The following is an 11,904-nucleotide window of genomic DNA, read 5'->3' as shown; positions in this document are numbered from 1 at the left end:
CGGGGCGGGTGAGGCGCGTCACAGTAGGATGGGCCCACCACCGTACGGTTCGACCCGGTCCCGGCGGGCCACCCCTCCGCCCGGACCGACGAGAGGACATCCCATGAACCCGGTCCTGCGCGGGGAATCCCCGTCCGTGGAGCACCATCCCGGCATCCCCTTCCCGGACGCCGACCTGTTCTGCTTCACCGCCCTCCTGGCCCCGCCCGAGCGGGCGCGGCTGGCCGAGCTGCACGCGTTCCTGCAGGAGCAGGTCCGTCCCGTGGTCACGCCCTACTGGAACCGCGAGGAGTTCCCGTCCCACCTGCTGCCCGCCCTCGCCGCCCACGGGCTCGGAGAGCTCGAGCTCTCCGGGGCGAGCCGGCTGTTCCGGGGTCTCGCCTACGCCGAGGTGGCCCGGGCGGACGTGTCGCTGAGCGCCCTCGTGGGGATCCACAACGAGCTCATCGTCGACCTGATCGACGCCCTGGGCTCGGCCGAGCAGAAGGCCCGCTGGCTGCCGGAGCTGCGCCGCTTCCGGGCCCTCGGCGCGTTCGCGCTCACCGAGCCCGAGCACGGCTCCGACATCGCCGGCGGCCTGGCCACCACCGCGACCCGCGACGGCGCCGAGTGGGTGCTCACCGGGACCAAGCGCTGGATCGGCGCCGGCACGATCGCCGACGTCGCGATCGTCTGGGCCCGGGACACCGCCGACGGGCAGGTCAAGGGCTTCCTCGTGGAGACCGGCCGGCCCGGGTGGACCGCCACGAAGATCGAGCACAAGATCGGCCTGCGGATCATGCAGAACGCCGACATCGTCCTGGACGAGGTCCGGGTCCCCGCCTCCGCGGCCCTGCCCGGGGCGCAGAGCTTCACGGCCGCCAACGAGATGCTGCGCAACTCCCGCGCCTGGGTCGGCTGGCAGGCCGCCGGGGTCCAGCTCGCGATCTTCGACGTCGCCCGGGACTACGCCCTGGCCCGGCAGCAGTTCGGCCGCCCGCTCGCGCGGTTCCAGCTGGTGCAGGAGCCGCTGTCGCGGATCCTCGGCAACACCACCGCCTGCCTGGGCCTCATGGCCCAGATCGCCCGGCTGCAGGAGGACGGCGGGTTCGACATGCCCCACGCCGCCCTCGCCAAGGCCACCACCACCTCCCTCGCCCGGGAGTCGGCCGCCCTGGGCCGGAACCTGCTCGGCGGCAACGGCGTGGTCACCGACCACGAGATGGCCAAGCTGTTCAACGACGTCGAGATCCTCTACACCTACGAGGGCACCTACGAGATCAACGCCCTGATCGTGGGCCGCGCCGTCACGGGCGTCTCCGCGTTCGTCTGAGCCGGCCCGGCACCTCCCCGTTCCCCACCCCCGTTCCCCACCCCCCGGAAGGACCCCGCATGGACGTCACCGACACCTCCGCCCTCGTCACCGGCGCCGCCTCGGGACTCGGCGCCGCCACCGCCGCGATGCTGGCCGGGCGCGGCGTGCGCGTCGTGGCCGTCGACCTCCCGGCCGCGGTCGGGGCGGCCCCCGAGGTCCCCGGGGTGCGCTACGTGGCCGCCGACGTCACGGACCGGGAGCAGGTGCGCGAGGCCGTGGCCGTCGCGGCCGGTGCCGGACCCCTGCGCACCGTGGTCAACTGCGCCGGCATCGGACCGTCCGCCCGGGTGCTGGGCCGCCGGGGCGTGCACGACCTCGACCTGTTCGAGACCGTGCTGCGCGTCAACCTCCTCGGCACGTTCACGGTCCTGGCCCTGGCCGCGGAGCGGATCGCGGCCACCGACCCCGTCGACGACGACGGCCAGCGCGGGCTGGTCGTCAACACCGCCTCCGTCGCCGCCTTCGAGGGCCAGGTGGGACAGGCCGCCTACGCCGCCTCGAAGGGCGGGGTGCACAGCCTGGGCATCACCGCGGCCCGGGACCTCGCGAGCAGCGGCATCCGGGTCAACACCATCGCCCCCGGGGTGGTCGAGACCCCCATGCTCGCGGCGGTGAGCGACGAGTTCCGGGCCGGGCTCGCCGCGGGCGTGCCGTTCCCGCGCCGGCTGGGACGGCCCGGGGAATTCGCGCAGCTCGTCGCCACGTTCCTCGACAACGACTACCTCAACGGCGCCACCGTCCGGATGGACGGGGCGCTGCGCATGGCCCCCCGCTGAGGGGCGTCCTCGGGACAGCTCCGGGCCGGCGGGTCGCGTCCTGCCGGAAAGGCGCGTTCTTTCCGGCAGGACGCGACCCCTCGCGGCGGAGGCAGGTCCGCGCGCGCCATAGACTGGGGTCATGACCACCGACCTCTCGCCCGTCGACCTCGCGACGGCCCGCGACCGCCTCCGCCAGCTGATCATCGACCTCGCCGTGGTGCGGGGCAGGGTCACGCTCGCCAGCGGCATCGAGGCCGACTACTACGTGGACCTGCGCCGCGTGACCCTCCACCACGAGGCGTCCCGCTACGTGGGCCAGGTGATGCTGGCGCTGCTCGACGAGGCCGGGATCTCCTGCGACGCCGTGGGCGGGCTGACCATGGGCGCGGACCCCGTGGGCCACTCCATCATGCGCACGGCCGGCGACCAGGGCCGGGCCGTCGACACGTTCGTGGTCCGCAAGGCGCAGAAGAGCTACGGGATGGGCCGGCAGGTCGAGGGCCCCCCGGTGCAGGGCCGCGACGTCGTGGTGGTGGAGGACACCTCCACCACCGGCGGCTCCGCGCTCACCGCCGTGGAGGCGCTGCAGCGGGCCGGCGCCAATGTGGTGGCCGTGGCGATCATCGTGGACCGGCGCACCGGCGCCAAGGAACGCATCGAGGAGACGGCGGACGTGCCGTGCCTCTACGCCTTCACGAAGGACGAGCTCGGGCTTGACTGACCCCGCCGGCGAGGCCGGGCCCCCCGCCACCAACCCGGAGGTCGGCGTCGGCCCCTGGGAGGGCCCCTGGCCCGAGGGCGAGCAGTGGGACCCGGAGCTGCTCGAGCACGGGGACCGGCGCAACGTCGTGGACGGCTACCGGTACTGGACCCTGGACGCGATCGTCGCCGACCTGGACACCCGCCGGCACGGATTCCACGTGGCCGTCGAGAACTGGCAGCACGACCTCAACATCGGCTCCGTGGTGCGCACCGCCAACGCGTTCCTCGCCCGGGAGGTGCACATCGTCGGCCGGCGGCGTTGGAACCGCCGCGGAGCGATGGTTACCGACCGGTACCAGCACGTGCGCCATCACGCGAGCGTCGAGGAGTTCACGGCCTGGGCCGAGGGCGAGGGCCTGCCGGTGATCGGGATCGACAACTTCCCCGACTCGCAGCAGCTGGAGACCTACGACCTGCCCGAGCGCTGCGTGCTGGTCCTGGGGCAGGAGGGGCCGGGGCTGAGCCCCGCGATGCACGCGGCCGCCGGGACCACGCTGTCCATCGCCCAGTTCGGCTCGACCCGCTCCGTCAACGCCTCGGCCGCCGCCGCGGTGGCGATGCACGCCTGGATCCGGCGGCACGTGTTCGGCCAGTCCGTCACCTGACGGGCGACCCGCGGCGCCCACCCGTCGTCCAACCGCGGCCCGTTGGCTAGAGTGGGAGCCAGGCCACACCCGAACCGAAGGAGCCAGCATGCCCATCGCAACCCCTGATGTCTACGCCGAGATGATCGACCGGGCCAAGGAGAAGGGCTTCGCCTACCCCGCGATCAACGTCACCTCGTCCCAGACCCTCAACGCGGCCATCCGCGGCTTCGCCGAGGCCGGCTCGGACGGCATCATCCAGGCCTCCACCGGCGGGGCGGCCTACTGGTCCGGGGCCTCCGTCAAGGACATGGTCACCGGCTCGCTCGCGATGGCGGCCTTCGCCCGCGAGGTCGCGAAGAACTACGACGTCAACATCGCCCTGCACACCGACCACTGCCCGCAGGACAAGCTCGAGGGCTTCGTGCTGCCGCTGCTGGAGGAGTCCGAGAAGGCCGTGGCCCGCGGCGAGGACCCGATCTTCCAGTCCCACATGTGGGACGGCTCCGCCATCGAGCTCGACGAGAACCTCAAGATCGCCCAGGAGCTGCTGGCCCGCACGAACAAGGCCAAGATCATCCTCGAGGTCGAGATCGGCGCCGTCGGCGGCGAGGAGGACGGTGTCGAGAACGCGATCAACGAGAAGCTCTACTCCACCGTCGAGGACGGTCTGGCCACGGTCGAGGCGCTGGGCACCGGCGAGAACGGCCGCTACCTCACCGCCCTGACCTTCGGCAACGTGCACGGCGTGTACAAGCCGGGCGGGGTCAAGCTGCGCCCCGAGCTGCTCCAGCAGATCCAGGAGGCCGTGGGCGAGAAGGTCGGCAAGGACCGTCCGTTCGACCTCGTCTTCCACGGCGGTTCCGGCTCCACGGCCGAGGAGATCGCGAACTCCGTCTCCTACGGCGTGGTCAAGATGAACGTCGACACGGACACCCAGTACGCGTTCACCCGTCCCGTCGCCGGGCACATGTTCGCCAACTACGACGGCGTGCTGAAGATCGACGGCGAGGTCGGCAACAAGAAGAAGTACGACCCGCGCGTGTGGGGCGCCCTGGCCGAGGAGTCCATGGCCGCCCGCGTGGTCGAGGCCTGCCAGAACCTCGGCTCCGCCGGGACCTCCGTCAAGTAGTCGCTCCACCCCTCCGCCACCGCCCGCCGCGGCGGCGGCGCACGACGGCGGCGTCCTGCCCGAGCGGGGCGCCGCCGTCGTTCCTGCGTCCCTCCCCGCGCCCTTCCCGGGCGCCCCGCCGTCCCGTGCACCGAAAGGACCCCGTCCCCATGAGCCTCACCGGCAAGAACCTGCTCGGCGGCCCCGAGCCCACCTACCTCACCGAGGACCCGGGCCTGACCGAGCGCATCGAGGCGGGCGACGAGGCGGAGGACCTCGCCGCGCGCTTCCCCAAGGCCTCCCTGGCGTGGGCCATGTGCGCCGAGGACGCCCTCGCCGAGGGCCGCACCCTCGAGGGCTACGCCTTCGCCCGCGTGGGCTACCACCGCGGCCTCGACGCCCTGCGCGGCCACGGCTGGAAGGGCCACGGGCCCGTCCCGTTCTCGCACGAGCCCAACCGGGGCTTCCTGCGGGCGCTCGCGGCCCTGGGCCGGGCGGCCGCGGCGATCGGCGAGTTCGACGAGGCCGAGCGCATCCAGAAGTTCCTCAACGACTCCGACCCCACCGCCGCGGAGCAGCTCCAGCGCTGACCGCGGCCTCACGGGCCCGGGGACGCAGGCCGTCCCCGGGCCCTCGCCGTGCGCGGGCACGACCGTTGTCGGCCGGAGCGCGCGGTGCCAGCATGGAGGCATGGCCGCCCTGCAGATGCCCATCCCGGAGGGTCCCGGCGTCCACCGCGTGCTCGGCGTCGTGAACCCCTACGACATGGCCCTCGACCGGGAGATGTGGCGGTGGGTGCCCGCGAGCACCTCCCTCGCGGTGGCGCGCACGCCGTTCCACCCGATGGTCGTGGACGAGCTCATGGCCGCCCGGATCGGCGACGACGCCGAGATCCGGGCCGCGGCCCGCTCCCTGGCCGCCGTGGGCCCGGAGGCCGTCGTCTACGCCTGCACGTCCGGCAGCTTCGTGCACGGCCGGGAGGGGTCCCGGCGGATCGCCGCGACGATCGCCGCGGAGACCGGCGTCCCGGCCGTCACCACGTCCGAGGCGCTGCTCGAGGCCCTGGACGCCCTCGGCGTGACGGCGCTCGCCATCGCCACCCCCTACGTCGAGCGGCTCACGCAGCGGCTGGAGGACTTCCTCGCGGAGGACGGCAAGGACGTCGTCGGCTGCGCGGGACTGGGGCTGGACCGGCTCATCTGGCACGTCCCCTACGCCGTGACGGCGGACCTCGTCCGCCGGGCGGACCGGCCGGACGCCGGGGCCGTGTTCGTGGCCTGCACCAACCTGCCCACCTACGACCTCGTCGCGCCCCTCGAGCAGGAGCTGGGCAAGCCCGTGCTCACCGCCAACCAGGTGACGCTCTGGGCGGGCCTGCGCCGGCTGGGCCTGGCCCCGGAGGGCCCGGGCCAGCGCCTGTGCGCCCTCCCGTCCCGGGAGGCCGAGCCGTCCTGACCGGGCTGTCCTGACCGGGCTGCCCTGACCGGCCCGCCCCGGCCCGGTCGGTGCCGGACCGGAGGGTCCCGCCCCGGGCGGACCGGCCGACCGGGGCCCGGTCAGGCGGTGCCCGGACCGGGCCCCGGGCTCACGCCCGGAAGAGGGTCCCGAGCCGGTCGGCGCGGGCGGGGTGGCCGGCCAGCCGCAGCCCGTGCCAGGCGGTCACCTGGTTGGCGGTCAGCACCGGCATCCCGAGCGCCCGCTCGAGCCCCGGCAGCGCGGCCACCGTGTGCAGGGCCGTGTCCGGGACCAGCAGGCACTCGGCGCCCCGCAGGTCCGCGGCGCGGGCGGCCCCGAACAGCCACGCGGCGTCCAGGCGCCCGGCGTCCTCGCCGCTGGGGACGTCGTGCGCGGACAGCGCCGTGACCGTGATCCCGTCGCCGGCCAGGAACGCCGTGAAGTGGGCCGCGACGTCCGCCGGGTAGGTGGCCGCCACCGCGACCCGGCGCGCCCCGAGGTGGCGGACCGCCGCCGAGAACGCCCAGGACGTCGAGGAGGCGGGGGCGCCGCTGGCCTCGCCCACCCAGCCGGACTGCGCGCGCGCCCCCTCCCGGCCGTGCACGAAGCTGCCCGAGGTGCAGGCCCACAGCACGGCGTCCGGGGCGTGGGCGCGGGCCCGCCGGGCCGCCGGCTCCAGGTGCCGCCGGGAGCCGAGGGCCAGCAGCGCCGCGACGTCGTGCGCGGTGCCGCCCTCCCACGTGCGCACCACGGGGAAGGCGGCGTCCGGCACGAGGCGCTCCAGCACCGCGTAGTCGTCCTCCGCGCTGTGCCCCGGATAGAGCATGACCACGGTGTGCACGGGTCCGGCACCTCCTCCCGCCGGGGTTGACCGGAGGGGCGAAACGCTTACAGTTTGATTGTCGACAATCGTAGCGTCCCGAGGAGGTCCTGTGCAGGACGTGCTGGAGCTGTCCGCGGTGGAGCTGTCCTCGGCCTACGCGGCGGGCGAGCTGTCGCCGGTCGAGGCGGTCGAGGCGACGCTGCGCGGGATCGAGTCCCTCGACCCGGTCCTCAACGCCTTCTGCCTGGTCGAGGGGGAGACGGCGCTGGCCGCCGCGCGGCGCTCCGAGGAGCGCTGGGCCCGTGGTGCGGCGCGCGGGCTCCTGGACGGAGTGCCCACCACCGTCAAGGACCTGCTCCTGACCCGTGGCCGGCCCACCCTGCGCGGTTCCCTGCTCATCGACGAGACCGGGCCGTGGGACGAGGACGCGCCGTCGGTGGCGCGGCTGCGGGAGGCCGGTGCGGTGCTCGTCGGCCGGACGACGACCCCGGAGTTCGGCTGGAAGGGCGTCACGGACAGTCCCCGCACCGGTGTCACGGTCAACCCCTGGGACACCGGCCGGACCGCCGGGGGCTCCTCGGGCGGTTCGGCCGCCGCGGTGGCGGCCCGGCTCGGCCCCCTGTCGGTGGGGACCGACGGGGGAGGGTCCGTGCGCATCCCCGCCTCGTTCTGCGGGGTCGTCGGGCTCAAGCCCACCTACGGGCTCGTGCCCCTGTACCCGGCGAGCCCGTTCGGCACCCTGGCCCACGCCGGGCCCCTGACCCGCACCGTGGCCGACGCCGCCGCGATGCTCGACGTCCTCTCCGGCCACGACCCCCGCGACTGGTCGGCGCTGCCGACCCCCACCGGGAGCTTCCTGGACCGGCTGGCCGGACCGGAGCGGGCGGCCGGCCTGCGCGTGGCCTTCAGCCCCGACCTGGGCTACGGGACCAACGACCCCGAGGTGGAGCGCCTCGTGCGGGCGGGCGCCGGGGTCCTGGCCGAGCTCGGGGCGGTCGTCGAGGAGGTGGAGCTGGGCGAGGAGGACCCCGTGTGGGCCTACCACGTGCTCTGGTTCAGCGGCGCGGCGTCCGTGGTGGCCGGCCACGGGGCCGGGGCGCTCGAGCGGATCGACCCCTCGCTGCGCGCCGCGCTCGAGCGTCACAGCGGGTTCAGCGCCCAGGACTACCTCGACGCCACGGCCTGCCGGATGGCCTGGGGCCGCCGGATGGGGCTGCTGCACGAGCGCTACGACGTCCTCGTGACCCCCACGCTGCCCCGGACGGCCTTCGAGGCCGGCACGGACGTCCCGGCCGGGTCCCCGAGCCAGGACTGGACCAGTTGGACGCCCTACACCTACCCGTTCAACCTCACCCAGCAGCCCGCGATCACCGTCCCGTGCGGGCTCACGGCGGAGGGGATGCCCGTCGGCCTGCAGATCGTGGGCCCCCGCCACGGCGACCAGCGGGTGCTCGACGTCGCGGCGGCCTACGAGGCCGCGGCCGGCCGGGGCGCCCCGCGCCCGCCGGTCGCCGCCCGCTCCGCCGCCGTGCCCGGGAGGAGCACCCCGTGACCCGCTACCTCACCGTCACCCTGGAGCGGCGCGCCGTCACCGCCCGCGCCCGCCTCCTGGACCGCGAGGCGCCCCGGACCGCCGAGGCCGTCTGGCGGGCCCTGCCCCTGGCCGGGCAGGTCTTCCACGGGAAGTTCGCCCGCAACGAGATCTACGCGCTGGTCCCCGCGTTCGCGCCCGAGGAGCCCGGGCCCGAGAACCAGACGGTGACGCCCATCCCCGGGGACCTCTGCTACTTCAGCTTCGACGGGGTGCTCGAGAACCCCGCCTACGGCTACGACGCCTCCGCCGGGACCGCCGAGCACCGGCTGATCATCGACCTGGCGGTCTTCTACGGGCGCAACAACCTGCTGCTCAACGGCGACGTGGGCTGGGTGCCGGGCAACGTCTTCGCCACGGTCGAGGACGGTCTCGAAGAGCTGGCCGCCGCGTGCCAGGACGTCTGGATGGGCGGGGCCCGCGGCGAGACCCTGCGCTTCGCCCGCGCGGAGGAGCCCTGAGCCGGGCGCCGCGGCGCGCACTAGGATGGATCCCCGGCCCGGGCACCCCGCCCCGGGCCGCGCACGAGATGGAGAGCAGCATGACAGCCCGGTCCACCCTTCCCCCCGTGGTCCAGGAGTCGACCCCGGCGCTCATCGCCAGGATCCTGCGGGAGGCCATCGCCGACGGCCGCTTCCCGCCCGGGAGCCAGCTCGTGGAGCAGGAGCTGGCCCGGGAGCTCGACGTGAGCCGCGGGCCGCTGCGCGAGGCCATGCAGCGGCTCACACAGGAGGGCCTGCTCGTGGGCCACCGCAACCGCGGCCTGTTCGTCATGGAGCTGACCGAGGACGCGGTCCGGGACATGTACCTCGCCCGGGAGGCCGTGGAGTGCGCGGCCGTGCGCCGGATCGTGGCCACGGGCTCCGGGGCGCGGGCCGCCGAGGCCCTGGCCGTGCCGCTGGACGAGATGCGCGAGGCCGCCCCGGAGCCGAACGGGCGCGCGATGTCGGAGGCGGACCTGCACTTCCACGAGCTGCTCGTGGAGCTCGCCGCCAGCCCCCGGCTGCTCAACATGCACCGCACCCTGCTCACCCAGATCCGGATGTCCCTGACCGGGATGCAGGGGACCTACGGGTCCGCGGACGCCCGGCTCCGGGAGCACCTCGAGATCGTGGAGGCCCTGGCCGCGCAGGACGCCGAGCGCGCGGACGCGCTGCTGCGGGCCCACATGCAGGACGGCCTCGAGCGGGTCCTGGGCGCCTGAGCGCCGGCCGGGCGCGGACGTCCCGGCCGGTCCGGTCAGGAGCCGCCGGTGTCCGGCCCGGGACCGCCGGACCCGGGGCGGCCGCCCCCGGGCATCCGGGGTCCCCGCCCGTGGCGGCCGGGGCCGCGGGGACGCCACGACGGCCGGGGCCAGTCCCGCCGCGGCAGGCGCACGTTCCACTCGCCCGCCCCGGGCAGCCGCCACCCCCGCCGGCGGGCCACGACCGTGACCGCGGCCGCGGTGAGGATGGCCGCGGCCATGCCCCAGTTGGGATAGCCCAGGCCGTGCAGCACCGCCATCTCGGCGCTGGCGATCACCGCGCCCGTGGCGTAGAGGGTGTTCCCGCCGAAGATCATCGGCACCCGCCCCACCGCGATGTCGCGGATCATCCCGCCGCCCACGGCGGTGGTCACGCCGATCATGACGGCCGGCAACCAGGTCAGGCCCACGTCGAGGGCCTTCCCGGTGCCCGTGGCCGCCCAGCAGCCCACGGCCAGGGCGTCGGCCACGACGAGCACGCGGTTGGTCCACGTCCCCTGGAGATGCAGGAAGAATGCGATCGCGGCCCCGGCGATCGCCGTGATGAGGTACGCCGGGTTGGTCAGGGCCACGGGGAAGCCCACCTGCAGGAGGGTGTCGCGCAGCAGCCCCCCGCCGAGCGCGGAGACGAGGGCGAGGACCGCGAAGCCCACGGGGTCCATCTTCAGCTGGCGCGCGACCGCCCCGCCCAGGATGCCGTTGGTGAGCACGCCCAGGAGGTCGACGACGTCGAACGCCGCGCTCGGGTCCAGGTCCTGCACCGCCACCACGTCCACGCCCACCTCCTCCACGGCCCACCGACGCCCGAAGGGTAGCACCCGGCGCCCGGACCGCTCCCGGGCGGGCGGGAGGAGCGGTGCCGGGGTCCCGGACGGCTCACAGGAACGGGCGCAGCGGCACCAGGACGAGCTCGGCGAACCGGGCGAGGGGGTGTCGCCGGTACCACTCCTCGGCCACGAGCTCCCGGCAGTTCTCGCTGTCCGCGGCGAAGATCCGCTCCATGTCCGCGGCGAAGGCCTCGTCGTGGACCTCGAGGTTCGTCTCGTAGTTGAAGCTCAGGCTCAGCCGGTCGATGTTCGCGGTGCCCACGGTCGACCACTGGCCGTCGACGGTCGCCGTCTTGGCGTGGATCATCGCGTCGCGGTAGAGCAGCACGGTGATCCCCTCCTCCAGCAGCGTGGTGTAGAAGCCCCGGGAGAGCCAGTCGGCGAGGACGTGGTTGGAGTTCTCCGGCAGGATCACCCGCACGTCCACGCCCCGCCGGGACGCCTCGACCAGCGCGTCGAGGATCTGCTGGTCGGGGATGAAGTAGGCGGTGGTGAGGTGGATGTGGTGCCGGGCGCGGCGGACGGCGTCCAGGTAGACGCTGCGGATGGGGTAGACCAGGTTCGAGGGGGTGTTGCTCATCGACCGGATCCGCGGGTCCCAGCCCTCCTGGTTGCGGTACGGCAGCGCGGGCCCCGGTCCCCAGGGGTGGTTCCACACCTCCGTGAAGGCGTGGCTGAGCTCGAAGACCGCCGCGCCGGTGAGCCGGACGTGGGTGTCGCGCCACTGCGTGGCGTAGAGCGCGCCGATGTTGTAGCCGCCCACGAAGCCGGTCCGGTCGTCGACGACCAGCAGCTTGCGGTGGGTCAGCCCGGTGGCCCGCACCGGGCTGACGAGCAGGCGCGGGCGCAGCACCGGGAAGCGGAAGGCGTGCACGTCCGGGTGGAAGCGGTAGAACCGGCGGGGCACCACGAGGTTGCCGAACCCGTCATAGACCACGTACACCTCCACGCCGCGGGCAGCGGCGCGGTTGAGGGCGTCGAGGAACGCCTGGCCCACCTCGTCGTCCTTCCACAGGTACGTCTCCAGCAGCACCCGGTGCTCGGCGCCGTCGATGGCGGCCAGCATCTGCTCGTAGAGGTCCTCGCCGTACGTGTAGATCGCGGTGCCGGTGTCTCCCACCGCGCCCTCGAAGGTGCCCGGGTGGGGGAAGCCGGAGCGGCGGATCCGGTGCCGGCGCTTGATCGCGTCGGTGGCGACTAGGGTGGCCACCACCACCGCCTGCACGGCGACCAGGCCCACGACGGAGCGGACGGCGACGGAACGGAGCAGGCGGGGAGCCAGGGCGCGCGGTGAGCTCATCCGGCCAGCCTACGCGGAGGCGCCTCCCGGCCCCGGGCCCGCCGCGGCGGGCGTGCGGGAGGGATGCGGGTCACAATGGTGCGCGCCGCCCGGTGA

Annotated in this window: 13 protein-coding genes; 10 read left to right on the top strand and 3 right to left on the bottom strand. The window is 74.6% G+C overall.

Annotated features, from left to right (window positions below):
* Window positions 1-103: 103 nt before the first annotated feature.
* The 7 genes from QYM41_RS01585 (at window position 104) to QYM41_RS01555 (ending at window position 6,024) form a co-directional block, all read left to right on the top strand.
* On the top strand, window positions 104-1,312 hold the full coding sequence (locus QYM41_RS01585; RefSeq protein WP_368797978.1) for an acyl-CoA dehydrogenase family protein: 1,209 nt from the start codon (window positions 104-106) through the stop codon (window positions 1,310-1,312).
* Between the two features lie 59 nt (window positions 1,313-1,371).
* Entirely contained in the window at window positions 1,372-2,130 is a 759-nt protein-coding gene (locus QYM41_RS01580; protein ID WP_368797977.1) for an SDR family NAD(P)-dependent oxidoreductase, read from the top strand.
* Window positions 2,131-2,251: 121 nt separating this feature from the next.
* Window positions 2,252-2,833: an orotate phosphoribosyltransferase gene (gene pyrE, locus QYM41_RS01575; RefSeq protein WP_368797976.1), complete on the top strand. Its 582-nt coding sequence runs from the start codon at window positions 2,252-2,254 to the stop codon at window positions 2,831-2,833.
* Window positions 2,826-3,479 (top strand): TrmH family RNA methyltransferase, encoded by a 654-nt coding sequence (locus QYM41_RS01570; protein WP_368797975.1) that lies wholly within the window; start codon window positions 2,826-2,828, stop codon window positions 3,477-3,479. Before pyrE ends, QYM41_RS01570 begins: the two co-directional genes overlap by 8 nt.
* A gap of 88 nt (window positions 3,480-3,567) precedes the next feature.
* The gene (gene fbaA, locus QYM41_RS01565) at window positions 3,568-4,590 is read left to right on the top strand and encodes a class II fructose-bisphosphate aldolase (RefSeq protein WP_368797974.1); all 1,023 of its coding nucleotides are present in this window, start codon (window positions 3,568-3,570) and stop codon (window positions 4,588-4,590) included.
* Between the two features lie 149 nt (window positions 4,591-4,739).
* The gene (locus QYM41_RS01560; protein WP_368797973.1) at window positions 4,740-5,159 is read left to right on the top strand and encodes a DUF3151 domain-containing protein; all 420 of its coding nucleotides are present in this window, start codon (window positions 4,740-4,742) and stop codon (window positions 5,157-5,159) included.
* Between the two features lie 100 nt (window positions 5,160-5,259).
* The gene (locus tag QYM41_RS01555; RefSeq protein ID WP_368797972.1) at window positions 5,260-6,024 is read left to right on the top strand and encodes a maleate cis-trans isomerase family protein; all 765 of its coding nucleotides are present in this window, start codon (window positions 5,260-5,262) and stop codon (window positions 6,022-6,024) included.
* 130 nt (window positions 6,025-6,154) lie between these two features.
* On the opposite strand, the gene QYM41_RS01550 is transcribed toward QYM41_RS01555, so the two are convergent.
* The gene (locus tag QYM41_RS01550; protein WP_368797971.1) at window positions 6,155-6,865 is read right to left on the bottom strand and encodes a maleate cis-trans isomerase family protein; all 711 of its coding nucleotides are present in this window, start codon (window positions 6,863-6,865) and stop codon (window positions 6,155-6,157) included.
* Between the two features lie 91 nt (window positions 6,866-6,956).
* Here QYM41_RS01550 and QYM41_RS01545 point away from each other — a divergent pair, with 91 nt between their 5' ends.
* The 3 genes from QYM41_RS01545 (at window position 6,957) to QYM41_RS01535 (ending at window position 9,642) form a co-directional block, all read left to right on the top strand.
* A complete protein-coding gene (locus QYM41_RS01545) occupies window positions 6,957-8,399 on the top strand; it encodes an amidase (RefSeq protein ID WP_368797970.1) in 1,443 nt (480 codons plus the stop codon).
* On the top strand, window positions 8,396-8,899 hold the full coding sequence (locus tag QYM41_RS01540; protein ID WP_368797969.1) for a DUF3830 family protein: 504 nt from the start codon (window positions 8,396-8,398) through the stop codon (window positions 8,897-8,899). The genes QYM41_RS01545 and QYM41_RS01540 overlap by 4 nt, the downstream gene beginning before the upstream one ends.
* An 80-nt stretch (window positions 8,900-8,979) precedes the next feature.
* A complete protein-coding gene (locus tag QYM41_RS01535) occupies window positions 8,980-9,642 on the top strand; it encodes a GntR family transcriptional regulator (protein ID WP_368797968.1) in 663 nt (220 codons plus the stop codon).
* A 35-nt stretch (window positions 9,643-9,677) separates the two neighbouring features.
* Here the strand turns inward: QYM41_RS01535 and QYM41_RS01530 are convergent, their stop codons facing one another.
* Complete coding sequence (locus tag QYM41_RS01530; protein ID WP_368797967.1) at window positions 9,678-10,457, bottom strand: trimeric intracellular cation channel family protein; 780 nt, start codon at window positions 10,455-10,457, stop codon at window positions 9,678-9,680.
* Between the two features lie 100 nt (window positions 10,458-10,557).
* Entirely contained in the window at window positions 10,558-11,808 is a 1,251-nt protein-coding gene (locus QYM41_RS01525) for a phospholipase D-like domain-containing protein (RefSeq protein ID WP_368797966.1), read from the bottom strand.
* Window positions 11,809-11,904: the final 96 nt, after the last annotated feature.

Origin of the sequence: Kocuria oxytropis, assembly GCF_040981195.1 — a bacterium.
GTDB classification, from domain to species: Bacteria; Actinomycetota; Actinomycetes; order Actinomycetales; family Micrococcaceae; genus Kocuria; species Kocuria oxytropis.
The sequence above is the reverse complement of the archived record's forward strand: the minus strand, read 5'-3'. Positions and strand labels throughout refer to the sequence as shown.